General features: G+C 65.7%; 20 protein-coding genes. 15 read left to right on the plus strand and 5 right to left on the minus strand.

Going from position 1 to position 25,023, the window contains the following annotated elements; all coding sequences use genetic code 11:
* Positions 1–63: 63 nt before the first annotated feature.
* The 4 genes from HU729_RS17620 to tssA form a co-directional block, all read right to left on the minus strand.
* On the minus strand, positions 64–552 hold the full coding sequence (locus HU729_RS17620) for a type VI secretion system tube protein Hcp (RefSeq protein ID WP_186665673.1): 489 nt from the start codon (positions 550–552) through the stop codon (positions 64–66).
* A gap of 88 nt (positions 553–640) precedes the next feature.
* The gene (gene tssC / locus HU729_RS17625; RefSeq protein WP_186711087.1) at positions 641–2,134 is read right to left on the minus strand and encodes a type VI secretion system contractile sheath large subunit; all 1,494 of its coding nucleotides are present in this window, start codon (positions 2,132–2,134) and stop codon (positions 641–643) included.
* A 10-nt stretch (positions 2,135–2,144) separates the two neighbouring features.
* The gene (gene tssB / locus HU729_RS17630) at positions 2,145–2,660 is read right to left on the minus strand and encodes a type VI secretion system contractile sheath small subunit (RefSeq protein WP_054891229.1); all 516 of its coding nucleotides are present in this window, start codon (positions 2,658–2,660) and stop codon (positions 2,145–2,147) included.
* 57 nt (positions 2,661–2,717) lie between these two features.
* Positions 2,718–3,755 (minus strand): type VI secretion system protein TssA, encoded by a 1,038-nt coding sequence (tssA, locus tag HU729_RS17635; protein WP_186711088.1) that lies wholly within the window; start codon positions 3,753–3,755, stop codon positions 2,718–2,720.
* Positions 3,756–4,151: 396 nt separating this feature from the next.
* Between tssA and tagH the strand changes: the two genes are divergently transcribed.
* The 15 genes from tagH (at position 4,152) to HU729_RS17710 (ending at position 23,166) form a co-directional block, all read left to right on the plus strand.
* Positions 4,152–5,483 (plus strand): type VI secretion system-associated FHA domain protein TagH, encoded by a 1,332-nt coding sequence (tagH, locus tag HU729_RS17640; protein WP_186711089.1) that lies wholly within the window; start codon positions 4,152–4,154, stop codon positions 5,481–5,483.
* 48 nt (positions 5,484–5,531) lie between these two features.
* Positions 5,532–6,029, plus strand: a complete 498-nt coding sequence (gene tssJ / locus HU729_RS17645) for a type VI secretion system lipoprotein TssJ (RefSeq protein ID WP_186711090.1) — start codon at positions 5,532–5,534, stop codon at positions 6,027–6,029.
* Between the two features lie 15 nt (positions 6,030–6,044).
* Positions 6,045–7,379: a type VI secretion system baseplate subunit TssK gene (tssK, locus tag HU729_RS17650; protein ID WP_186711091.1), complete on the plus strand. Its 1,335-nt coding sequence runs from the start codon at positions 6,045–6,047 to the stop codon at positions 7,377–7,379.
* 6 nt (positions 7,380–7,385) lie between these two features.
* A complete protein-coding gene (locus HU729_RS17655; RefSeq protein ID WP_186711092.1) occupies positions 7,386–8,693 on the plus strand; it encodes a DotU family type VI secretion system protein in 1,308 nt (435 codons plus the stop codon).
* Positions 8,690–12,196, plus strand: a complete 3,507-nt coding sequence (gene tssM, locus HU729_RS17660; RefSeq protein ID WP_186711093.1) for a type VI secretion system membrane subunit TssM — start codon at positions 8,690–8,692, stop codon at positions 12,194–12,196. The genes HU729_RS17655 and tssM overlap by 4 nt, the downstream gene beginning before the upstream one ends.
* A complete protein-coding gene (tagF, locus tag HU729_RS17665) occupies positions 12,193–12,855 on the plus strand; it encodes a type VI secretion system-associated protein TagF (protein WP_186711094.1) in 663 nt (220 codons plus the stop codon). Before tssM ends, tagF begins: the two co-directional genes overlap by 4 nt.
* On the plus strand, positions 12,852–13,571 hold the full coding sequence (locus HU729_RS17670) for a protein phosphatase 2C domain-containing protein (protein ID WP_186665686.1): 720 nt from the start codon (positions 12,852–12,854) through the stop codon (positions 13,569–13,571). The genes tagF and HU729_RS17670 overlap by 4 nt, the downstream gene beginning before the upstream one ends.
* Before the next feature lie 8 nt (positions 13,572–13,579).
* A complete protein-coding gene (locus HU729_RS17675; RefSeq protein ID WP_186711095.1) occupies positions 13,580–16,570 on the plus strand; it encodes a serine/threonine-protein kinase in 2,991 nt (996 codons plus the stop codon).
* Positions 16,570–17,274 carry an ATP-binding cassette domain-containing protein gene (locus tag HU729_RS17680; RefSeq protein WP_186711096.1) on the plus strand — a complete coding sequence of 235 codons (705 nt, stop codon included), beginning with the start codon at positions 16,570–16,572 and terminating at the stop codon, positions 17,272–17,274. The genes HU729_RS17675 and HU729_RS17680 overlap by 1 nt, the downstream gene beginning before the upstream one ends.
* Positions 17,274–18,482, plus strand: coding sequence for an FtsX-like permease family protein (locus HU729_RS17685; protein WP_186711097.1), 1,209 nt, complete (start codon positions 17,274–17,276; stop codon positions 18,480–18,482). Before HU729_RS17680 ends, HU729_RS17685 begins: the two co-directional genes overlap by 1 nt.
* Positions 18,475–20,253 (plus strand): SUMF1/EgtB/PvdO family nonheme iron enzyme, encoded by a 1,779-nt coding sequence (locus HU729_RS17690; RefSeq protein WP_186711098.1) that lies wholly within the window; start codon positions 18,475–18,477, stop codon positions 20,251–20,253. The genes HU729_RS17685 and HU729_RS17690 overlap by 8 nt, the downstream gene beginning before the upstream one ends.
* Before the next feature lie 72 nt (positions 20,254–20,325).
* Complete coding sequence (gene tagQ, locus HU729_RS17695; RefSeq protein ID WP_063541541.1) at positions 20,326–21,249, plus strand: type VI secretion system-associated lipoprotein TagQ; 924 nt, start codon at positions 20,326–20,328, stop codon at positions 21,247–21,249.
* Between the two features lie 110 nt (positions 21,250–21,359).
* Positions 21,360–22,274: an NAD synthetase gene (locus tag HU729_RS17700; protein WP_186711099.1), complete on the plus strand. Its 915-nt coding sequence runs from the start codon at positions 21,360–21,362 to the stop codon at positions 22,272–22,274.
* Entirely contained in the window at positions 22,274–22,735 is a 462-nt protein-coding gene (locus tag HU729_RS17705) for a hypothetical protein (RefSeq protein ID WP_186711100.1), read from the plus strand. The genes HU729_RS17700 and HU729_RS17705 overlap by 1 nt, the downstream gene beginning before the upstream one ends.
* On the plus strand, positions 22,735–23,166 hold the full coding sequence (locus HU729_RS17710) for a hypothetical protein (protein ID WP_186711101.1): 432 nt from the start codon (positions 22,735–22,737) through the stop codon (positions 23,164–23,166). Before HU729_RS17705 ends, HU729_RS17710 begins: the two co-directional genes overlap by 1 nt.
* Before the next feature lie 31 nt (positions 23,167–23,197).
* On the opposite strand, the gene HU729_RS17715 is transcribed toward HU729_RS17710, so the two are convergent.
* Entirely contained in the window at positions 23,198–24,580 is a 1,383-nt protein-coding gene (locus HU729_RS17715) for an NAD(P)/FAD-dependent oxidoreductase (protein ID WP_186711102.1), read from the minus strand.
* Between the last annotated feature and the right edge of the window lie 443 nt (positions 24,581–25,023).

The raw sequence follows: 25,023 nt of genomic DNA on the forward strand, positions 1-25,023 counted from the left end.
GCGGCGAACCGCCGCTCCTACAAACGAGGAGCGGAATTGCCCGCGAAGCAGTCGACGCCGCTATCAGATCTTGACGTTCTGGCGCACGTTCCAGCCGTACTTGATCGCGCCGCCATCCTTGGTGCCGTCGGCCTTCTGCGGCTGATAGTCCACGGTGACCTTGGCGAAGTTCAGGGTGACGTTCTCGGTGAGGCGGTCATCGCTGCCCGAGCCGCCGGTGCTCAGCGAGCTGATGATCACCTCTTCGAGGTTGATGATCAGGTACTCGACCTGGCTCTCGCCACCGGCCTTGCGCACGGTCAGCTTGACCTTGTCGATGTGCTTGCCGCTGGAGCAGTGGGCCATCAGGTTGGGGCTGGACTTGTCCACGTACTTGGTGATCGACAGGTCCTGGATGTTGACCTTGCCGGAGCCGCCGCCCCCGCCCATGTGCATGTTGCCGGACTGGGACATGCCCCAGCTCCAGTTCAGCACGTCGATTTCGTCCTTGTGGGCCTTGTCCGCAGACTCGCCCTTGATGTCGCCGATCTTGATGAAAATATCTACAGCCATGATGTCCTCGGTATTTCGCGTCGGTTGGCGGTTCTATCGGGGCTGCTGCGCAGCCCATCGCGGGGCGCGCAGCGGCCCCGGTTCAGGCTCAGGCCCCTTTGGCCGAAGGCAGCTTCGAGACCAGGCGCAACGACACGGTCAGCCCTTCGAGCTGGTAGTGCGGGCGCAGGTAGAAGCGCGAGTTGTAGTAGCCAGGGTTGCCCTCGACTTCCTCCACCACCACTTCGGCCGCAGCCAGCGGATGTTGGGCCTTGGTGGTCTCGCTGGAGTGCGCCGGGTCACCGTCGACGTAGTTCAGGATCCAGTCCTGCAGCCAGCGCTGCATCTCGTCCTTTTCCTTGAACGAGCCGATCTTGTCGCGAACGATGCACTTCAGGTAATGGGCGAAGCGGCAGGTGGCGAACAGGTACGGCAGGCGGGCGGCCAGGTTGGCGTTGGCGGTGGCGTCCGGGTCGTCGTACTCAGCCGGTTTTTGCAGCGACTGGGCGCCGATGAACGCGGCGAAGTCGGTGTTCTTCTTGTGCAGCAATGGCATGAAGCCGTTCTTCGCCAGCTCCGCCTCGCGGCGGTCGGAAATGGCGATCTCGGTCGGGCACTTCATGTCCACGCCACCGTCATCGGTGGGGAAGGTGTGCGCCGGCAGGCCTTGCACTTCACCGCCCGACTCCACGCCGCGGATGCGCGAGCACCAGCCGTAGTGCTTGAACGAGCGGTTGATGTTGACCGCCATGGCGTAGGCGGCGTTGGCCCAGGTGTACTTGCTGCTGTCGGCGCCGTCGGTATCTTCCTCGAAGGCGAAGGCCTCGACCGGGTCGGTCTTGGCGCCATAGGGCAGGCGTGCCAGGAAGCGCGGCATGGTCAGGCCGATGTAGCGCGAGTCTTCCGATTCGCGCAGCGAACGCCAGCCGGCGTATTCCGGGGTGGTGAAGATCTTGGTCAGGTCACGCGGGTTGGACAGCTCCTGCCACGAACCCATGCCCATCACGGTTGGCGATGCCGCGGCGATGAAGGGGGCATGCATCGACGCACAGACCTTGGACATCTCGCCCAGCAACTCGACATCCGGAGGCGACTGATCGAAGTAGTAGTCGCCCACCAGGCAGCCGTAGGGCTCGCCGCCGAACTGGCCGTACTCTTCTTCGTAGAGCTTCTTGAACACCGGGCTCTGGTCCCAGGCGGTGCCCTTGAACTTCTTCAGGGTCTTGTGCAGGTCGGTCTTGGAGATGTTGAGCACGCGAATCTTCAGTTGCTCGTCGCTCTCGGTGTTGTTGACCAGGTAGTGCAGGCCGCGCCACGCGCTTTCCAGCTTCTGGAAGTCATCGTGGTGGATGATCTGGTTGACCTGTGCGGTGAGCTTGGCGTCGATGGCGGCGATGATCTGCTCGATCGAGCCGATGGCGTCGTTGGAGACCAGGTTGGTCTGCGCCAGGGCTTGCTCGGCGAGGGTGCGCACGGCGCTTTCGACAGCTTCCTTGGCGCGCTCGGTCTTGGGTTTGAATTCCTGCAGCAGCAGGTTGGCGAACTCGCTGGCCTGCTCGGTGGCGGCCGGCTGGGCCTGGGTATCGCGCAATGGATCGGTCATGGCGGGCTCCTCAGGCGCTCGGCTCGTTGTCGGAAGGTTTCGGGGCGCTGGCCAGGGCCTGCAGCAGGGCAGGGTCCTTGATGGCCTTGAGGATGATGTCCTCGGCACCGGTCTTGCCGTCCATGTAGGTCAGCAGGTTCGCCAGTTGAGTACGCGCCTCGAGCAGCTGGTTCAGGGCATCGACCTTGCGCGCCACGGCGGCCGGGCTGAAGTCGTCCATGCTCTCGAAGGTGATGTCCAGGCTCAGGTTGCCTTCGCCGGTCAGCTCGTTGGGGACGTTGAATGCCACGCGTGGCTTCATCGCCTTGAGGCGCGAGTCGAAGTTGTCGACATCGACTTCCAGGAACTTGCGGTCGGCCACCGCGGGCAGTGGCTCGGCGGGCTTGCCGGCGAGGTCCGAGAGCACGCCCATGACGAAGGGCAACTGGACCTTCTTCTCGGCGCCATACAGTTCGACGTCGTACTCGATCTGCACTCGCGGCGCTCGGTTGCGCGCGATGAATTTCTGGGAGCTGTCTTTGGCCACGTGGTTCCTCCTGGTCGCCGCTGGGGGCGCTGTCGTTCGTTGCGGCTGTCGGTGGTATCAGTCGTCCTGGGGCCCGCGCAGGTTCTCGAACTGCGAAAGGCCATCGGGAATCAGGTCGCGCACGATGGTCGCGAAGTCGGCGTTGACCAGGTTTTTCGCCCGGCGCAGCAGCACCGGCAGCGGGCTGGAAGGCTCGTGATGGGCGTAGTACTGGAGCAGGCGCTCGAGGCTTTGCTGAACTTCATCGCGGCTGCTGATTTCGCCGGGGCGCACGCCGGGGCGAGCGGTCGCGGCGACGGCAGCGGGTGCCGAAGGGGCATCGTCGAGGCTGTCCTGCTGCGGCTGTTCGTCTGGCGCGGCTGACGGCGAGCCCCCAGGGGCGTAATCGGCAAGTACCTGTTGCGCCAGGCGCAACGGCTGCTTGAGTGCGGACAGATCGACGCCATTGGCCGAGCCGACCTGGTCGCTGACCCGGCGCTCGATCGATTCGCAGGCCTCGCGGGCCAGGTTCAGGGCCTGGCGAGTCTGTTCGAGTTCATCGGCGTCGGCATCGCGCAGGGCTGCGGCCAGCGCCTCGACGCTCAGTGTCTCGCTGGCGAAATGCTGCAGGCCGGCGGCGTGCAGGGCGGCACGCAAGGTGATCGGGCCAAAGGCGCGCGAGCGCGCCAGCACGGCTTCGCGCAGCAGGGCGATGTTGGCTTCGCACGTCAGGCCGGTCAGTGCGTTGATGCGAACGGTCGGGTCGTTGTCGTCGGAGGCGTCGAGCTGCGGATGCAGGTGCAGCCAGTATTCGCCGAGCAGGTCGCGGATCAGTTCCAGGCTGGCGGCGAGGCCGGCGAAGCCGTGCAGCGCGAGGTTGGCCTGGACCAGGAAGTGGGTGATGCGCAGGTCCTTGCTGCGCTGCAGCAAGCTGGCGCAGGACTGTTCGATCGCTCGCCACTCGGGGGGCTCGGCCGCCTGTACTGCATCGCCCATGACCCGTTCCGGACGCCCTTGGGCATCGCGTTCGAGTTGCAGGAAGTCCGCGTCATATTCGAGATCTTCACCGCAGGGGAAGTCATCGGAAACAGCGGCGAGCAGCAGCGGTGAGTTCACCAGGAATCGATCTCCATATCGGCCCGTGGCGGGGCGTTAGTTGTGCGAAGTTGCAAGTGTGAACTGGCGCACAAAACTTGTAGAAGAGCGGGCGGTTGATATCGTTGTGATATCAGTGGCCGGCTCCAAAGTTGCGCATTTATGGTTTATTTCCAAAATGCTGTCAAGGTAAGCTACCCGCCCTCGAGTGGAGGTGTGACCGAGTCTGCAGCTTTGAAGGCCCACCTGTCGGATGCCATCAAAGTGCCTTGCCGTTGTGGTTAAATTCGCCGATATGCCGCGATAAAACAGTGATGGATGTTATTTAACTCATTGTTTTATAAAGAAATTATTGGCGATTTTCGCTATCCACTCATTTGAATGGAATCACGAGTCATATTATATGCAGGAGGAGTGATGGCACTTTGCCTAACTATCACTAGTTATCACAAGATAACTCCGGGGCAATGCGCGGAGATGATTGTGGAAACTGGTGCCGTCACCATCGGGCGAAGTCCAAACAATGATTGGGTGTTGCCGGATCCAGAGCGGTTGGTGTCGTCCAATCATTGCGTCATCCAGTTTCGGGATGGCCGTTATTACCTGACCGATAACAGCACCAACGGTGTGGAACTGGTACACGCTGGCGTGCGCATGCGCCGAGGAAACAGCGAGCCGTTGATGGATGGCGAAGTTATCCGGATTGGTGAGTACGAGATTCAGGCACGCATCGATTCAGGATTCTCGCTGGAGGAGAGTCGCCAGCCTGGCGCGCAGAGCTTCGAGGCGTTGATGGCCCACCAGGCGACGCCCGCCGAGCCCCCCCTTGCACCCGCGCCGGCTGCTTTCCTGCAGGGGGCTTCGAGCCACGACACACTGCCCGACATCTTCGATTTCCTCGGCCCTGCCAGCGTGCCGACGGCGAGCCAACCTGACCATGTTCCGGCCCAGCAGCATGACTTTCGTCCGCCCGCACCGGTCCCCGCCGCCGCGCCACCTGCCTCACCGGCCCCCGGCGTGATACCGGCGGACTGGAACCTCTTCGACGAGGCGCCGGCCTCCAGCCCCCTGCCTGCGCACGAGCCGATGACGCCTGTTGCCGCAGTGCCTCCACCGCCTGCGCCCGTTCCCGCACCGCCCACCCCCCAGGCCATGCCCGACCAGGCGTTGCTGCAGGCCTTCCTGCGCGGCGCGGGCATCGAGCACCTGCGCATCGACGCTGGCGATGCCGCAGCACAGATGGAGGCGGTAGGCCGCAGCTACCGCCTGATGGTCGAGGGCCTGATCGATGTGCTGCGCGCACGCAGCAGCCTCAAGGGCGAGTTCCGCATGCAGCAGACCACCATCGCGCCGGTGCAGAACAACCCGCTGAAATTCGCCCCCAATGCCGACGAGGCGCTGTTGCTGCTGCTGCGCCAGGGCAACCAGGCGTTCATGCCCGCCGACCAGGCGGTACGCGACAGTTTCGATGACTTGCGTGCCCACCAGCTGGCCGTCATGGCCGGGGTCGAGGCGGCGATCAAGCACGTGCTGACGCGTTTCGAGCCCGCCCGACTGGAGGCTCGCCTGGCCCCGGCAACGGGCTTGGCGAAGGTGTTCGGTGGCTCGCGCCAGGCCCATTGCTGGCAGCAGTTCACCGAGCTGTACGGGCAGATATCACGTGAAGCCCAGGACGATTTCCAGGACTTGTTCGGCCGTGAGTTCAGCCGCGCCTACGAGGCCCACAACGCCCGACTGCAACGCTCTTGAGACTGATGCTCAAGGCAGGAAGAACACCAATACGTCATGAGGACGAGGATGAGTGCAATAAGACTGATCGCAGCCCTGGCCTTCGTGCTGCTCAGTGCCTGCAGCAAGGATGCGCCGGTCGTACCGAGTTCGGACGCTGAGCCGGCAGTGCCGGGCGTCACCCTGTACTTCAGTGCCGCCGCCGGGCTCAACCCCGGCGCCGATGGCACACCAGCGCCTGTGCGGGTGCGCATCTACGAACTGAAGAATGCCGCCGCCTTCGAGCGCGCCGATTACTTCGCCCTGGCCGAACGGGCCCAGGACACCCTCGGCGCCGACCTGATCGACCAGGACGAAGTGCTGCTGCAGCCCGGCCGTCAACTGCACCTGGACCGCCCGCTGAACCCGGCCACGCGCCAGGTCGGCCTGGTGGTCGGCTACCGCGAGATCGACCAGGCGCAGTGGCGCAGCGTGCTCGCGGTGCCACCTCGCGACTATCAGATCAGCCTCGATGTGCGCGCCGTGCGCAGCGCCGTGGCCACCCCACAACCTGTGCCTGCCCACTAGGCAAACGGAGAACCCATGTCCTGGAACAATCGCGTGGTCTGGTCGGAAGGCATGTTCATCACGACCCAGCACTTCCAGCAGCACGACCGCTATCTGGAAAACTTCATCGATGCCCGCAGCCGCCCGCTGTCGAGCGCGGCCTGGGGCTTTTCCGAGCTGCTGGTCGACCAGGGCCTGCTGGCCCAGGGCAAGCTGGCGATCCTCAGTGCCCGTGGCCTGCTGCCGGACGGCACCCCCTTCGACATTCCCCGCGATGACCTGCCACCGGCGCCTCTGGAAATTCCCGACGACCTGCGCGACGGGGTGATTCACCTGGGCTTGCCGCTCAAGCGTGCCGGTGCCCGCGACACCGTCGACGAAGGCGAGGCGCTGGACGGCGCGCGCTATGTGGCGCGGGTCAGCGAAGTGCGCGACGACAATGCGCCGTTCGAGAACCGCGCACCACTGGCTCTGGGTGGCCGCGCGCTGCGCCTGCTGCGTGAGGAAGATGGCCTCGGCGATTTCGCCGCGCTGGGTGTGGTGCGCATTCGTGAAAAACGTGCCGACCGGGCCTTGGTGCTGGACGACAGCTACATCCCGCCGCTGCTGGATGTGGCGGCCAGTAACCCGCTGTCGAATTTTCGCAGCGAGCTGCTGGGGCTGCTGCACCAGCGTGGCGAGGCACTGGCCGGGCGGGTGGTGGCCTCGGCCAATGGCGGTGCCTCGGAAATCGCCGACTTCATGCTGTTGCAACTGGTCAACCGCGCGCAGCCGTTGATCGAGCATCTCGGGCAGCTCAGCCCGCTGCACCCCGAACGGCTGTACAGCGAGCTGGTGGCGCTGGCGGGCGAGTTCGCCACCTTCACCCGCGAGGGCCGTCGCCCCGAGAGCTTCCCGGTGTACCAGCACGATGACCTCGCGGCGACCTTCCAGCCGCTGATGGCGTCGCTGCGTGAAGCGCTGTCGATGCTGATCGACAGCAAGGCGGTGGCCATTCCTATCGTCGAGAAAGCCTACGGCGTGCACGTGGCCATGCTCGCCGACCGCAGCCTGCTGGACAACGCCAGTTTCATCCTCGTGGTGCGCGCCGACGTGCCAGGCGAGACCCTGCGCAGCCGCTTCGGCCAGCAGAGCAAGATCGGTTCGGTGGAGCACATCCGCGACCTGGTCAATCTGCAACTGCCAGGTATTGGCCTGCTGCCGTTGCCGGTGGCGCCGCGGCAGATCCCGTTCCATGCAGGCTCCACCTATTTCGAACTCGATCGCGGCAGCGAGCACTGGAAGCAGTTGCAACACTCGGGGGGCTTCGCCTTCTACGTCGCTGGCGAGTTCCCTGGCCTGAACCTGGCCTTCTGGGCCATTCGAGGATAAGCCGCGATGCAGCACGACGATCCGCAGGCCAACGACCGCACCCAGTTCATGCCTCGCCCAGGCGGACGAGGCCCGCAGCCGACGGCGACGCCCCAGGCCGCACCAACGCCGCTGAACGTACCCGCCGAGCCGCTGGCACCAGGGCAGGGCGAGGGCCTCAATCCGCTGGAGCAGGCGGCCGGGCCCCTGCTGGCGTTGCTCACGCGCTTGCGCAATACCATCGCCCATCCAGCCCCGGCGAGCCTGCGTGCGCAACTGCTCGCCTACCTGCGCCAGTTCGAAGAGCGCGCCGAAGCCAGCGGTGTGCCGCGCAACGAGGTGCTGCTGGCGCGCTATGCCCTGTGCACCGCGCTCGATGAGGCCGTGCTCAGCACCCCCTGGGGCAGCAGCAGCGACTGGGGCAAGCAAAGCCTCTTGATCACCGTGCACAACGAAGCCTGGGGCGGCGAGAAGGTCTTCCAGTTGCTCGAACATTGCCTGCAGAGCCCGCGCGAACGCCTGAACCTGCTGGAGTTGCTGTACCTGTGCACCAGCCTCGGTTTCGAGGGCCGCTACCGGGTGATGAACGGTGGCCGAGCACAGCTCGAGGCACTGCGCGAGCGTACCGCTGCGGCCTTGCGCAGCGCGCGCGGCGAGATCGAACGCGAATTGTCACCGCACTGGCGCGGCGTTTCGGTCAGCCGCGATCGTCTGACCCAGTTCGTGCCGCCCTGGGTAGGGCTCGCGGTGGCCCTGGCCTTGCTGCTGTTGTTGCTGTTCGGCCTGCGCCTGAAACTTGCCGCCGACGCCGAGCCTGTGTTCCGCGGCATCCATGCCCTGGGTGAAATTCCGGTGCAGGCCATGGACCGCCCGGTGGTGCAGCCCAAGCCGGTCGAGCGCCCGCGCCTGGCAGGTTTCCTTGCCGAGGACATCAAGGCCGGTCGGGTCGCGGTGGAGGATGCGGTCGATCGCTCGGTGGTGACCATTCGTGGCGATGAACTGTTCGCGTCTGCCAGCGCCAGTATCAAGGGCGATTTCGAGCCGCTGATGCTGCGTATCGCCGAGGCGGTTTCCAAGGTGAAGGGCAACGTGCGCGTCACCGGCCACAGCGATAACCAGCGCATCGCCACGATCCGCTTCCCCTCCAACTGGGCGCTGTCCCAGGCTCGCGCCGAAGAGGTCAAGGCAATGCTCGCCGCGCGCACCGGGCAGCCGCAGCGCTTCAGCGCGCAAGGCCTGAGCGACACCGAGCCGCTGGCCTCCAACGACACCGCACAAGGCCGGGCGAAGAATCGCCGGGTCGAAATCACCGTTCTGGCGGAGGGCGTCGAGTGAAGGCGTTTTTCAGTTTTGTCATTCGCTGGGTGATCCCGGTGCTGGGGCTGATCGCCCTCAGCCTGATCATCTGGTTCATCGGGCCGCTGTTGGACGTACTGGCGCCGCCCACCCCGCGCTGGATCCTGATCGTCCTGCTGTTCGCGGTGTGGATCGCTTACCGTACCTGGCGCATCGTCCAGGCGCGTCTTCAGGCCGCCAAAGTGATGGAGAGCCTGGCCGCCGAAACCGCGCCGGATCCTGCGAGCCTGGCCACCGCCGAAGAGCTGGCGACCCTGCGCCAGCGCATGGACGAGGCCCTGGTGCTGCTGAAGAAAGCGCGCCTGGGCGGTGACGAGCGCCGCAACCTCTACGAGCTGCCGTGGTACGTGATCATCGGCCCGCCGGGCTCCGGCAAGACCACCGCGCTGGTCAACTCGGGGCTACATTTCCCGCTGGCGGCACAGTTGGGCGAGGGCGCCATCCGTGGTGTCGGTGGCACACGCAACTGCGACTGGTGGTTCACCGACCAGGCGGTGCTGCTCGACACCGCTGGGCGCTATACCACCCAGGACAGCCATGCGCAGGTGGACAAGGCCGCCTGGCTGGGCTTTCTCGACCTGCTCAAGACCCAGCGCTCGCGCCGCCCCATCGACGGGGCGTTCATCGCCATCAGCCTGTCCGATCTGCTGCTGGGCAGCGACGCCGAGCGCGCCGCCCATGCAGCGGCGATCCGCACCCGGATCCAGGAGCTGTACAGCCAGCTCGGCGTGCGTTTCCCGATCTACCTGATGCTCACCAAGCTCGACCTGGTGCCGGGCTTCATGGAGTACTTCGACAACCTGAGCAAGGACGAGCGCGCCCTGGTGTGGGGCATGACCTTCGCGCTGGATGACGGGCAGCAGGGCGACGGCCCACTGGCCGGCTTCGACCAGGAGTTCGGCCTGCTCGAACAACGCCTCAACCAGCGTCTGGTCGAGCGCCTGCAGCAGGAGCGCGACCCGGCGCGGCGCGACCTGATCTATGGCTTCGTCCAGCAGTTCGCGGCACTGCGCGGCAATCTCAAGACCTTCCTCGACGGTGTGTTCAAACCCAACGCCTTCGAGGCGCGGGCGCTGCTGCGCGGGGTGTACTTCACCAGCGGCACCCAGGAAGGCAGCCCCATCGATCGCCTGATCGGCAGCATGGCGCAGAGCATGGGCCTGGACCGCGCGCACCTGTCGCGCCAGACCGGCACCGGACGCAGCTACTTCATCGAGAAGCTGTTCAGCGCCGTGGCCTTCGCCGAGCGTGGGCTGGTGGGCAGCAACCCCAAGGTCGAGCAGCGCCGCAAGTGGATCACCCGAGGTGCCCTGGCGCTGAGCGTGGCTCTGGTGCTGGTCGTCGGCACCCTGTGGACCCTCAGCTACCGCGCCAACCAGCAGTACATCGCCGAAGTCGACAGCCGCCTCAAGCCGCTGGGCAAGAGCGTGCAGGAGCTGAGCCCGGCGCAGCGCGAGGTGATCGAAGTGCTGCCGCTGCTCAACGCCGTGCGCCGTCTGGCGGACGATCCGCCGGCCTGGGCCGAGGGGCTCGGGTTGTACCAGGGCGACATGCTGGAGACCGAATCCACCAGCGTCTATCGCAAGCTGTTGATCGCGATCTTCGCCCCGCGGCTGGTCACCCGCATCGAGGAGCAACTGTACGCCGGCGGTCCTTCCGACTATCTGTACGAAGGCCTGAAGGCCTATCTGATGCTGGCCGACGGCGAGCATTACGACGCTGACTTCCTCAAGGCCTGGATCAGTCTCGACTGGGAGCGCCATCTGCCGCGCGATCTGGCTCCCGAGCAGCGCCAGGCACTTGAACAGCACCTGGCGGCGCTGTTCGACAAGCGCCCGCCGAATGCGCGCCTCGACCAACGCCTGATCGACGACACCCGCCGTCAGTTGCAGCAGTTGCCGGTGGCGCAACGTGTGTATGACCGGGTCAAGCGGCAGAAGCTGCCGGCCGGCGTCAGTGATTTTCGCATCAGCGACGCCGCCGGGCGCGATGCCGCGCTGGTATTCCAGCGCAAGAGCGGCAAGCCGCTGACCGAGCCGCTGCCGGGCATCTTCACTGTCGAGGGTTATCGCAAGGCGTTTCTCGCCGCCAGCGTCGCCCACAGCGAAACCCTCGCCGAAGAGCGCTGGGTGCTCGGTCGCGAGCTGAGCGAGGCCAGCGATGCCAAGCGCCTGGCCGACGATGTGCGCCAGCTCTACTACCAGGACTACATCCGCCACTGGGACGCGCTGTTGGCCGACCTGGACTTCGTGCCGATCACCAGTGTCGGGCAGGCCGCCGACGTGCTGCGGGTGTTGTCCGGCCCTACCTCGCCGATGAAGAAACTGTTGCAGGCGGTGGCCAAGGAAACCGACCTGCAGCAGCCCACCACGCTCGACAAGGCCCAGGCCAAGGTCGAACAGGCCGGTGTCGATCAACTGCGCCAGCGCCTGGGCGGTCTGCTCGGCGACACGCCGATCCCGGGCACCGAGCAAGGTGCGCGTGAGGTGGACCCCGTGACCGCACACTTCGCCGAACTGGCCGAGCTGGTCGAAGGCGGCGAAGGCCAGCCAAGCTCGATCGATGGCCTGCTCGCCGATCTCAACGCCCTGTACGTGCAGGTCAGTGCGATGGTCGGCGCCAGTGGCGAAGCCCTGCTGGGCGAGGCCAAGAACCAGGCTCAGGCTGCCTCGCAGAGGGTTTCGCTCGGTGCTGCGCGGCAGCCGAAAGTGGTGCAGAACCTGGTCGGCTCGGTGGTCGGCTCGACCAACGCCATCGTCATGGGTGGCGTACGCAACCAGCTCAATGCCGCCTGGACCAGCGAGGTGGTCAACGTCTACCGCCAGTCCCTCAGCGGTCGCTACCCGCTGACGGCCGGCAGCCCGCGCGATGCGACCCTGGAAGACTTCGGCCAGTTCTTCGGTGTTGGCGGGGTGATGGACAACTACTTCCGCAAGTACCTGCAGCCATACGTCAACACCTCCACGTCGCCGTGGAGCTGGCAGCCAGGGGCGGCGCAGAAGCTGGGGATCAATGCCGGTGTGCTCAACACCTTCCAGCGCGCCGCGACCATCCGCGATGCCTTCTTCCGCAACAGCAGCGGCCTGACGCCAGGCGTGCGTTTCGAGCTCAAGCCGGTGGCGATGGATGCGTCGATCACCCAGTTCATGCTCGACCTCGATGGCCAGCAGGTCAGCTATGACCATGGCCCGAGCCGTCCGGTGTCGTTGCAGTGGCCGAACCCGAACAGCATCGGCGTGGTACGCCTGTCGATCTCGCCCCCTTCGGCCAGTGGCCGTTCGGGGCTGACGCTGGAAGGCCCGTGGGCGTGGTTCCGCCTGCTCGACCAGTCCGACCTGATTGCCGGCACCTCACCCGAGCGCTTCAGTCTGCGCCTGCGGGTCGAGGGTGCCAGCGTGTCCTACGAGCTGCGTGCCAGCAGCGCCTTCAACCCGTTCCGCAGCCGAGTGGTCAGCGGTTTCAGCCTGCCGGAGCGCCTGTGAACGACGTTGGTTTCTACGGAAAGATGGCCTGCCGCGGTGACTTCGTCAGCCGCGATCTGCCACAGAGCTTCATCCAGCCCTGGGACCAGTGGCTGGCCGCAGGTATCCAGGCCAGCCAGCGGCAACTGGGTGAGCAGTGGCTGCAGGCCTATCTGGTCAGTCCGCTGTGGCGCTTTGCCCTGGCAGCGGGTGTGTGTGGGCCGCAGGCGATGATCGGGGTGGTGATGCCGAGCATCGATCGGGTCGGGCGGTATTTTCCGCTGACCGTGGCGCAGGCGCTGGAGCCGCAGGTTTCGGTGGCGGTTGCGGTGGTGGGTGCGGATGAATGGTTCGAACAGGTCGAAGCGGCCTTGCTCGGCACGCTGGAGGAAGGTGCGCAGTTCGAGGCGTTCGAGCATGCCGTGCAGCCCTATCGGGGCACCACCCCGCTGCCACAGGGGATAGCGAGTGGGCCTGCGGTGGGTGGGTTGCAACGTCTGGCCGCGACCACGCCTGAGGGGCGAGAACGCGCGTTGGCCGAGTGCGCCTGCGAGGGCATGAGCCTGTGGTGGGGCAGGGGTTCGGAGCGGATCGCACCGGGCCTGATGCGCTATCCGGGCCTGCCGCGCAGCGAGGATTTCGCCGGGTTTCTTCTGGGTAGCGAGGCCGCACGCGCATGACCGACCTGCAGTACAGCGCGGCCAGCTACAGCCATGTCGGCATGGTGCGCAAGATCAACGAGGACGCCTGCCTGGACCTGACCTGGGCGGGCCTTTGGGCAGTGGCCGACGGCATGGGTGGCCATGCGGCGGGCGACTATGTCAGCAGCCTGGCGGTGGACAGCCTGCGCCGCCTGCCGATGCTCGACTCGCTGGCGGAGTTCGCCGACGAAGTGCGTGACGGCCTGGCGTGGGTCAACTTCACGGTCCGCGAGGAAACCGCACGCCGTGGCGTAGCGATGATGGGCAGCACCGTGGTGGTGCTGGCGGCGCGCGGCGACCAGGCCATCGGCCTGTGGGCCGGTGACAGCCGTCTGTATCGCCTACGCGGCGGGCGCATCGAGCGTCTGTCCCACGATCACAGCTACGTCCAGGAACTGCAGGACAGCGGCCTGCTCAGCGAGGCCGAGGCCCGGGTGCATCCGCGCGGCAACATCGTGACCCGCGCCATCGGTGTCGAAGATCACCTGGAGCTGCAGGCCGTGGCCCTGCAGGTGCGCCCTGGCGACACCTACCTGCTGTGCAGCGATGGCCTGACCAAGACCGCCGAAGACCTCGAGATCGGCGAGGTGCTCAGCCATGCCGACCCCTACCAGATAGTGCGCAGCCTGGTCCACCTGGGCCTGACCCGAGGCGCGCCCGACAACATCACCGCCGTGGTGGTGAAGGCCAATTGAAGAACATCATGGACATGCAGATCCCCGGATTCGACATCGACGGCGAGATTGGCCAAGGCGCCATGGCCAGCGTCTACCTGGCCACCCAGCGCTCGCTGCAGCGCAAGGTGGCACTCAAGGTGATGGCCGCGAGCCTGGCGGCCGATCCGACCTTCTGCGAGCGCTTCCTGCGCGAAGGCCGCACCCTTGCACGCCTGGCTCATCCACACATTGCCACCATCCACGACATCGGCAATGTCGGCGAGCTGTACTACATGGCCATGGAGTATCTGCCCAGCGGCACGCTCAAGGAGCGCATCGCCGCCGGGCTGACGCCGGAGCAAGGGTTGATCTATGTGCGCCAGATGGCCCAGGCGCTGGGCTATGCCCATGCCCAGGGCCTGGTGCACCGCGACGTGAAGCCGGCCAACATCCTGTTCCGTGCCGATGGCAACGCCGTGCTGTCGGACTTCGGCATCGCCAAGTCCCTGGACGATCACACCCAGTTCACCCAGGCGGGTTTCGCGGTGGGGACGCCCAGCTACATGAGTCCGGAGCAGGCCCGCGGGCTTGAGATCGACGGGCGCGCCGACCTTTATGCCTTGGGGGTGGTGCTCTACGAGATCCTCGTCGGCAAGCTGCCCTACAGCGGCACCGATGCGCTGTCCACGGCGCTGGCGCACCTGACCGAGCCGCTGCCGGAGCTGCCCATCGAGCATGGGCGTTATCAGGAAATCCTGCGCGGGTTACTGGCCAAGGACCCGAACGAACGCTTCGCCGATGCCGCCGCCTTGCTGGCGGCACTGGACCGCCTTCCGGAAGAAGACTGCCATAGCACGGTGATCAGGCCACTGGTCGTGCCCCAGGCGGCCCCCGAACTGGCAGGGTTGACGCCAGTGTCCATCGAGATTCCCCAGGCGGCTGCCCAGCCCGAGCCAGCCCGGCGTGAGCCACAGCAGAGCCGCCCGGCGCCTGTTGTTGCGCCAAAGAAAAAGCCCGCGGTGGCGCTGTTGGCGGTGGCCATCGCAGCGGCATTGGGCCTGGCAGCGGGCGGTTACTGGTTGTTCGCCGGTCACGACAAGCCCGCCGTCGCCACACCGGTGGCACAGACACCCGTCCAGCCCAGCGCGCCGCCTCCCGTCGCCAGCGCCGCGCAGAACGATCAGCGGCCGCTGCTCATGGCGGGCAAGAAGACCCTGTTCCAGCGCGTGCTGACCAAGCCCGGCGCGCGCCTGGCCGATAGCCCTGGTGGCGCTGCCGGTGATAGCCTGCCGGCCTTCTCGGTGCTCTACGTTTATCAGCGCAAGGATATCGACGGCAAAGCCTGGATCCAGGTCGGCGCTGCCAGCGATGGCCTGCGCGAAGGCTGGCTGCCTGCAGAGCAGACCAGCGACTGGAAGCAGAGCCTGGTGCTCAAGTTCACCGAACGCTCCGGCCGCGCGCCGGTGATGTTCATGCGCCAGCCCGACGATGTGCAGCAGTTGCTCGACGACAGTACCCAGGCCCGCGCGCAACTGCTCAAGGCGCAGAACGATCCGGCCGAAGTGCCGCGTGTGCTGGCGCTGGAGCCTGCGGCCAACGCGGTGCCGCAGGACCAGTTCTACCTGATGCCGATCTTCGACTACCGCGAGAGCTTCGACGCCGACGGTCAGCCGGTGCAACTGCTCAATATCGCATCGATCGATCCCGGGAGCAGTGCGGCCGGCAGCGCGCCGCAGGCCGCAGGCGTTGCCAGCGCCGGCGACAACAGCTTCCGCACCGGCATCGTGCTGGTGGTGGACACCTCGGTGTCGATGCAGCCCTACATCGACCGGGTGCGCCAGGTGGTCAGCGAGTTGCAGCAGCAACTGGCGGCACGCGGTGAGCTGGACAGCGTCAGCTTTGGCCTGGTGGGCTTTCGCAACAGCGTCAAGCGCACGCCGGGCCTGGACTACTTGAGCAAGACCCTGGTCAGCCTCGATGAAGGCCGCGACCCTGCGCGCTTTCTCAAGGCCGCATCGCAGGTCAAGGCCACCACCGTGTCCAGCCATTCGTTCAACGAAGATGCCTTCGCCGGGGTCATGCAGGCGGTCGAGGGCATGGACTGGTCCGGCTACGGCGGACGCATCGTGCTGCTGGTCAGCGATGCTGGCGCCTTGCGCAAGAGCGACCCCGAGAGCAGCACGCGGATGAACGAAGCCGAGGTGCGTCAGGCGGCGCTGAGCAAGCAGATCAAGATCTACGCCCTGCACCTGCGCACCCCTGCCGGGGTGAAGAACCACGGCTCGGCCGAGCAGCAGTACCGCGTGCTCACCGCCGACAGCAACCCGCGTATCGGCGACCTCTACGTGGGTGTGCCGGGGGGCGATGTGAACGCCTTTGGCGAGCGCGTGCAGGAGATCGGCTCGACCTTCGCCGAGCTGGTGCATCAGGTGCGCAACCAACAGCCGCAGGCCGTGCCGTTGCTCGCCTCCGGTTCCAGCCTCGCCGCCAAGACCCAGGCCGTGGGCTACGCCATGCACATGGACTTTCTCGGCCGTCGCAGCGCCAGCCAGGCGCCGCAACTGGTGAGTGCCTGGACCGCCGATCGTGACCTGACCAACCCGGCGCTGCCGACCTTGCAGGTGTGCGTGATGCTGACCAAGCTGCAGCTCAACGACCTGCAGCAGTCGCTCAAGCTGATCGTCGATGCGGCGCGCAAGACGCGCAGCTCGCCGGGCGACTTCTTCAATGAAATCGCCAGCGCCAGTGCCTACATGAGCCGCGACCCCGGCGCGCTGAGCAAGGGCGCCAACCTTGCCCAGGGCGGCGTACTCGGTGAGTACCTCGAAGGCCTGCCGTATCGCAGCAAGTCGCTGAGCATGACCCAGGACCTGTGGCTGTCGCTGTCGGTCGCCGAGCAGGAGGATTTCATCGACGAGCTCGACTCGAAGATTCGCCTCTACGAAACCTTCCACAACGACATGGCCAACTGGGTGCGTTTCGGCAACGCCGAACCGGGCGACGCCCTGTACCGTGTCCCGCTCTCGACGCTGCCTTGATGATCAGCCTGCAAGGGGTGCACAAGACGCGCGGGCGCTACCGCCTGGAGATCGGCGATCTGCGCCTGGGCGCCGGTGAGCGGGTGGCGTTGGTTGGGCCCAGCGGCTGCGGCAAGAGCACGCTGCTCGACCTGCTGGCATTGGTGCTGGCGCCGGATGCGGCGGACGCCTTCACCCTGGAACTTGAAGGCAGCGTTCAGGATGTCGCCGGGCTGTGGCGTGGTCGTCGGCTCGACCGGCTGGCCGCCTTGCGCAGTCGGCACCTGGGTTATGTGCTGCAAGCGGGCGGGCTGCTGGGCTTTCTCGATGTGCGCGGCAATATCCGCCTGCCGCGTCAGTTGCTGGGGCTGGCCGACGACGGTGGCGTCGAACGCCTGGCGGCCGCGCTGGATGTGAGCGACCAGTTGGACAAGCGTCCGGCGGCGCTTTCGCTGGGCCAGCGCCAGCGGGTCAGTTGTGCCCGCGCCCTGGCCCATGCGCCTGCGCTGTTGCTGGCGGACGAACCGACCGCAGCGCTCGATCCGGTCAATGCCGAGCGGGTGATGCAGTTGCTGTTGCGCCAGGCCGAGGCGCATCGGGTGACCTGCGTCATCGCCACCCACGACGAGACACTGGCCCGCGACGCCGGGCTGCGGGTGCTGCGCATGCACTGTCGGCGCGATGCCGACGGCGGCGTCATCGCGACCTTGGGGCAGGCTGCCTGATGCGCCCGCTGCTGATCGCCGGGCTGGCCTGGCAGGACTACCGCACCGACGCGCGGCTGTCGGCCTGCGCGGTGCTGGCGCTGGTGGCGGTGATTGCGCCACTGCTGGTGCTGTTCGGCCTGAAGTTCGGCCTGATCGGCAGCCTGACCGAACGCCTGCAGCGCGACCCGGGCGTGCGTGAGGTCATACCCTTGGGCGGTGGACGTTTCACTGCCGATTTCATTACCGGGCTCGCGGCGCGTCCGGATGTCGCCTTCGCCATCCCGCGCACCCGCCAGATCGCCGCCACCGCCGAGTTGCTGCTGCCTGCACAAGGGAGTGGGGTGACGGTCGAGATGCTGCCGACCGCGGCCGGCGATCCCCTGCTCGACGGCGCCGTGGCCCCCGATGCAGCCGACCTGCGCGACGTAGTGCTGAGTTTCACTGCGGCGGAAAAGCTCGGCGCCCATCCTGGCGATCGCTTGCAGGCCAGTTTCAATCGCCAGCGTGCGGGCGAGGTGCAATGGCGCCAGACCTCGTTGCACGTGCGTGCCGTGCTGCCGCTGGCAGCGTTCGAGCGCGATGCCTTGTTCGCACCGTTGGCCTTGCTGGAGGCCGCCGAGGACTACCGCGACGGGCGTGCGGTACCGGCGTTGGACTGGGCGGGCGAGCTGCAGGCCGGCAGCGCGGCGCGGGTCTACCCGGCGTTTCGCCTGTATGCCCGCACGCTCGAGGACGTCGAGCCGCTGCGCCAGTTCTTCGCCGAACGTCAGTTGCTGGTCTCGACCCAGGCGGCGCAGATCGCCCAGGTGCAGTCGCTCGGGCGCAACCTCGACCTGGTGTTCTGGATCATCGCCGCGTTGGCCGTGGCCGGGGCGGTTGCGGCGGTTGCCGCAGGTGCGGTGGCGGCGGTCGAGCGCAAGCAGCGCGAGCTGGCGGTGTTGCGCCTGCTGGGCTTCGGCACCGCCGCGCTGCTGTTGTTCGTGGTGTTGCAGGCGCTGTACAGCGGCCTGCTCGCCGCCGGGCTGGCGGCCCTGTTGTATGCCCTGGCCGAGCACGGCCTGAACGGACTGTTCATGCAGGTGCCCGGCGAGTACGCCGCTCACCTGCTGCCCATGCACTATCTCGTCGCGCTGCTCGCCGTGTTGTCGGCCAGCACCGCTGCCGCCGCCCTGGGCGGCTGGCGGGTGGCGCGGATCGACGCCTCGCAAGGAATTCGTGATGTCTGAACTTCGCCTCAAGGTAGCGGCCTTGATCGTCACCACACTGGGCCTTGTGGCCTGCTCTCCCGCCGATGGCGAGGACAAGCCCCAGGTCTCCGCGGTCAACACCGCCGCGCCCGACCCCGCCGCCACCCGCAAGCTGGACAACCCCAAGCCCCTGGCCGACGACGTCAGCTTGCCGCTGCCCTGTGGCGGCGAGATTGTCTTCCGGCATGTCTACGTGCTGGCGCAAGGCAGCCTCGACGACCGTGAGGTCAACCTGGGCTATCCCTTCAGCGAGGGCGAGGCGGGTTACAAGCAGTCGTTCATCTCCGGGTATCGCCGCGACTTCATCAATGGCCAGTTCAGCCTGCAGGACCTGTCCCCCGCCTGGCAGAAGCAGGTCGGCGCCAGCCTGCCCAAGGTCGAGGCGGGCAGCCCGCTCAAGCCGATGATGTATTTCATCGGCAAGTACGAGGTGACTGCGCGCCAGTATGCGCAGGTCATGGCCCAGGCTCAGTCGCTGGCCAGCGGCGAGGCGGAGCCCGCATGCGAACCGGTCACCGAGGCCGCCGGTCGCCTGCCCAAGGTCAAGCTGTCGCGGTTCGAGGCCGAGCGTTTCGCCGCGGTGTACAGCGCCTGGTTGATGAAGCATCACCGCGAGTTGCTGCCGGTCAGTGGCCGGGGCAGCAAGGCCGAAGATGGCGGGATCGGTTTCGTGCGCTTGCCCACCGAAGTGGAATGGGAATTCGCCGCCCGCGGCGGTTCGGCGGTCAGCCGTCAGGAGCTCGATGGCCGGCTGTTCCCGCGCAAGGTCGAGGGCAGCGACAGTGACGGGCCGCTGGCCGACTGGGCGGTGTTCAACCAGGTTGCCGGTGGCACCGGCCAGGCTGCGCGACTGATGCCGATCGGGACCAAGCAACCCAACCCGCTCGGGCTGTTCGATGTGATCGGCAATGCCGCCGAAATGGTCCAGGAATCCTTCCAGCTGGTGCACGCTGGTCGCCGTCAGGGCGCCTACGGCGGCTTCGTGGTCAAGGGTGGCAACTACCTGGAAGGCGAGACCACGCTGTTCACCGGCATGCGCCGCGAGTATCCGCTGTTCGGTGCCGACGGCACTGAGCAGCGCAACGAGACCACCGGTTTCCGCGTCGCCATCGGTGCCTTGTCGGCGCCGCGTTCGCGCTACCAGGAGCTGTTCGAGCAATGGCAGAAAGAGGGGCGCCTGGCCGGCCTCACCGACGACATCAATGCCGCCGATGACCCGACCACGCGCCTGGACGGCATCATCGCCGGCGCCAGCGACCCGCGCCTGCAGGCCGAGTTGGGTCTGGTCAACGAGGAGCTCAAGCGCAATGTCTCGCTGATCGCCCGCCAGCGCGAAGAAGCGGCCGGCAACCTGATCCAGTCGGCCGCCCTCGTGGCCGAGACCATCAACAACTACAACATCCGCCTGACCAACCTGCAGAACACCCAGGCCAAGGCCCAGGCCTCCGGCGACCAGGCCAGCGCCAGCCTGTATGGCGCCGCCATCGCCAACGGCCGCAGCGCGCTGGACGGCGCGCTGGCGATCTACATCGACAACCTGGCCAGCGGCACGCGCTACACCGATGCGGTGATCCAGGCGCAGTTCCAGCGGGTCAAGCAAGAGCTTGAGCGCAAGCCGGTGCTGGGCAAGAGCCTGGAGACCCGCGCCACCCTGTTCGTCCGCCACGTCGGGGAGTACCGCCAGAACCGGCGGGCCGACCCGGCGACGATCCTCAAGGAGCTGCTGGCATCGGCTGCTCCGCGACCTTGAAGAAACCCTGAAAAAAGACCCCGGCCCGCATGAAGCAGGCCGGATCAGCACAACCCGAGAGAGAACCCGACCATGCGCTTGAATCGCACCTCCCTGATCACCGCTTCCAAGGCCCGTGCCGCTCTGCTGCTGGCTGCCGGTTTCAGCAGCGTCCTGCTGACCGGCTGCGCCGGTTCGCCGGTTTCCAAGATCGGTGCAACGACCAAGGTGGAGTACTACCCCAACTGCTACGAGCCGGTGCAGCACCTGCGTTCCACTGACGGCGACATGACTCGCTCGGTCGCCACCGGCGCACTGCTCGGCGCGGTAGGCGGTGCCCTGACCGGCGCCCTGGTGGACGGTGACAACCGTGGTCGCAACGCCGCCATCGGCGCTGCTGGCGGCGCCCTGGTCGGCGGCGCGGCGGGCTACTACACCGAGCGCCAGAAGCAGATCAGCGACGACAAGCAGCGCATCGCTTCCTACGCCGCCGACATCGACAAGAGCGCCGCCGACCTGGACCGCACCACCCAGTACGCCAAGGCGTCCCAGGCCTGCTACCAGCGTGAGTTCGCCAGCCTGATCCAGAACCGCAAGGCCAACCGCATCAACGACACCGAAGGCCGCAAGCGCCTGGCCGAGATCGTTGCCGGCCTGAACGAGTCGAACCAGCTGCTCGGCACCGTCAACGGTCGTCTGGGTGAGAACCTGAACAACTACACCCAGGCCTACGAGCAGGACCTCAAGCAGGTGGGCGTGCAGCGTTCGGAAGTGGTGGCCGTGGTCCAGCCACCGAAAGCGACCAGCAAGTCTGGCACCAAGAAGGGCCAGGCTGCGGGCAAGACCAACACCAAAGTGCCGACTGAAGCAGTCGCTACCGAGAAGACCCTGCAGAACGCCACCGGCAAGAAGGCCGAGGCCCAGCAAGTCGCCAAGGCGGGCGTGGATCAGGTCAACAGCATGTGCCGCAACCCGGACATGGGTGACTGGGCACCGGTGCCTTGCCCGAACGTTTGATGGGATTGCAGGGGTGCATCGCGCCCCTTTCGCGACGCAAGGCCGCTTCTGCAAAGAGCGGCTTTGCGCTGTGGACAGGCCAGCCTGTAGCTGAGTAAGGACACGTATTCATGAAAGACCTTCTGGTCAACGAATTGGCCAACACCTCGCAGTTTCTGGCGCGTCAGCGCCTGCAGGGGCGTATCGACCAGCAGAAGCTGTTCAAGGCGATCGATGCCGACCCTGGCATCGTCGGTGCGGGTGTCGTGTATATCGATGCCGACTACAACGTGATCGTGCTGCGCGAGTTTCAGCCGATCTGCAGTATCAAGCCCAAGCGCATCATCCTACGCGAGGCGCCTCGCTACATTGCGCCCCAGCAATTCATGAACCAGTTGCAGACCAACCCGCGTGAGTCGCGCGTGGTCAAGGAGGCGGTAGGCACCACGCTCTCCTGCGCTGGTGCGATCCTGGGTTGGGTCGTCATGTTCAGCGGTACTATCGCCGTGCCCTTCTCCGGCGGTGTGAGCCTCGCGCTTACCGTTGCCGGATATGCAGCAGCAACCGCCAGTACCGCACAGTGCTTTATCGGTGTTGCCAGGACGGTCAACGAGGTCAACGACCCTTCAGCCAATGATGCGATGGATCAGGAGGCCTGGTACAGGGCAGCCACACCGTTGCTCGACGGTATATCGTTGATCGGCGTCGGCAGCTCGGCCCTCACGACTGTACGCTTCCTGCAGGTGCGCAAGGCTGCCACGGGCGCCAACTGGCTCGACCTGACCCGTTCATTGAGCCGTCAGCAGCGTAGCGCTCTCACCCGCGAGTTGCTGTCGATCAAGCATCCTTCGCTTACCGCGAAGCAACTCAAGCTGCAACAGAGCACAGGTGAGCTGATCAAGCGTCACACGCCCACCCAGATCAAGCACGCCACTCAAACATTGATCAAGGATTCGCTTGGCGCTTCCATCGGTTTTGTCGGCAGCGGGACGGTGCAGGACAAGACCAAGAGCATCGCTCTGGGGCTCTATGAGGAGTTCGAGTAATGAGTCGGCACCCTGACCTTCAGAAGTTTCTCGATCGCTACTTCATGTTGTTCCTGGCGGGGTATTTTCTCTCGCTGTACGCCATGGCCGGGACGTTCTCTTTGGTGTGGAGTACCTATTGCCGTGACTGCAGCCGGGAGATCAACTATCCGCTCAGCCTTGGTGTGCTGGTGGTGACGCTGGTCACGGCGCATGCCGCCGTAGTGCGAGGTCGTGACTGGGGGGTATGGATGGTCGCCGCCCTTTGTATCGGCTCCGTGGTTTTCCTGTTGCCGACCTACGGTTTCAGGCCGCACATGGGGATCTTCCTGAGCATCATAGTCGTCGCGCTGCTGGCGTTGCTGGTACTCAACAGCAAGCGCTACAGAGCGATGCGCGTGCTACTTGCCGAGTATCGACACAAGCGTCAAGCCGATAGAGCTTCAAAGGCCCAGCGACCCAAAGTTCGACGGTCTCGATGATGGGCGAGTATCAACGCCATCTTGAATTCCATGCGTTCATGCGTCGTTACTTCCCGACGTTCCTGCTGGGCTTTTTCACCTGTGTGCTGTCGGTGGCATTGGTTCTTGCCATGTGGATCGACGAGCATTGGCGCAGCCATCCGGATAATCCCGTCTACACGATAGTTTCGAGTACAGCACTGGCGGCGCTGCTGTGCCTGGGGCACTTGGCGATGATTCGTGGGTATGGATGGGCAATGTGGGCCGTTTTGCCAGTACCGCTGATGGCGCTGCTGATCGCCCTGAGCTTGTTGGGCAACGGCCTGCATTTCATGTTGTTGGCTGCCATCCTGCTCTTGCCTCTGCTGGCGCTGCTGGTGTTCAACAGCGAGCGGCACAGGGAGATGCGCAGACGGCTCGTCGAGCTACGGCAGGCCCGAACCCGGCGCTAATGCGCCGGGTCCGTCAACACCAATCTCTACCTCAACGCTCCGGTCGCAGCACCTTCACATCCCCAGGCTCCGCCGTTTCCCGCAGGTACTCTTCCAGCGAATCGTCCAGCGCCTTGATCCAGCGGGTGTGGTGTGGCACCGAGGCGGTGCCGGTCATAACCGAGCGGTACGAGCGGTCGCGGTAGCCCATGATGTCGTGCTTCTTGTCGTTCTTCCATTTGAGGAAGATGCGGTTCACCGCGTCGATGTCGAAGCGTGGGTAGTCGGTCTGCTCGATCAGGCGGGCGATGTAGCTGCCCTGGAATTCGTACATCGAGGCAGTGGTCTGCAAGGCCTCTTCCTCGGCGCGCCAGTGCTCGCTGTCGGCGCGCATGGCGGCGGGGTCGGGCAGGGCGATGCGGCCGAGGATCACGTCGCGTACGAACCAGGCCTGGGCGTCGAACAGGTTGAAGCTGTACCACAGGTCTTGCATCCCCAGGTACATCAGTTGCGGGTTGGCCTCCCATACCACGCCCTGGTACAGGCCCAGCGGCCACAGGCGGTTACCGGTGCGCAGGGTCAGGTCGTCGGGCAGGAACGGGAAGTGGTGCTGGTAGCCGGTGCACAGGATGATCGCATCGACGCGCTTGCTCGAGCCGTCGGCAAAGTGCGCGCGGTCGCCGTCGACCCGCTGCAACTGCGGCCGCTCTTCCCAGCCCTTTGGCCATTTGTAGCCCATCTGCTGGGTACGGTAGGCACTGGTGATCGAGCGTGCGCCGTATTTGTAGCACTGCGAGCCGATGTCTTCGGCGGAGTAGCTGCTGCCGATGATCAGCACATCCTTGCCGGCGAATTCCAGTGCATCACGGAAATCATGGGCGTGCAGGATACGTCCGGAGAAGCGCTCGAAGCCTGGGAATGACGGCACTTGCGGCGTGGAGAAATGCCCGCTGGCGACCACCACGTAGTCGAACACCTGTTCGTAGCGCTGGCCATTGGCGTAGTCGTGGGCGGTGAGGGTGAAGGTGCGGCTGGCGTTGTCGAAGCGCACGTCCTTGACCACGGTGTCGAAGCGAATGTACTGGCGCACGTCGGCCTTTTTCACCCGGCCCTGGATGTAGTCCCACAGCACTTCGCGCGGTGGATAGGAGGAAATCGGGCGGCCGAAATGTTCGTCGAAACTGTAGTCGGCGAATTCCAGGCATTCCTTCGGGCCGTTGGACCAGAGGTAGCGGTACATGCTGCCATGCACCGGCTCGCCGTGCTGGTCGAGGCCTGTACGCCAGGTGTAGTTCCACATGCCGCCCCAGTCGGCCTGCTTCTCGAAGCAGACGATTTCGGGCATGGCCGCGCCCTTGGCGTGGGCGGATTGGAAGGCACGCAGTTGCGCCAGGCCGGAAGGGCCGGCGCCGATGATGGCGACGCGAGTAGTCATGAAAAAGTCCTGTGATCACGGAAGAAAGGCAAGACTTCCCCAGCCCCGAACGGCAACGAGCCGAGGGCGGTGGAAGCGCGGAAACTTCAGGGGTCAGCAGGCAGGCGGAGGCACGGGGCGCTTGCGCTTGTGCGCCAGCAGGACATCGCGGGGCGGGATCGACAGGGTGTGGAAGAGTGTCGAGAGCGGGGACCAGCCGAGGCTGGAAACGGCGGCAGGGAAGGGCCCGGTAGACTTGCCGATCAGATTGGCAAGCGGGCCATGCGGCCGACGGATACGTAAGATCTCGTGCATGGGGGCGTGGTTAGCCTCTTTTCGTTATGGGTGCCTTTTTAGCTATATCGCATTGGGGGAAGGGGTTCAAGGTTTGGGATTGTAGCGGCCACGGTGTCAGAAACTTTGTCCTGGTGAAAATCGGGGCCTGCCTGGCGGCAGGCCACTGC

This window comes from Pseudomonas sp. RW10S2 (genome assembly GCF_014268985.1).
Taxonomy (GTDB): Bacteria; Pseudomonadota; Gammaproteobacteria; order Pseudomonadales; family Pseudomonadaceae; genus Aquipseudomonas; species Aquipseudomonas wayambapalatensis.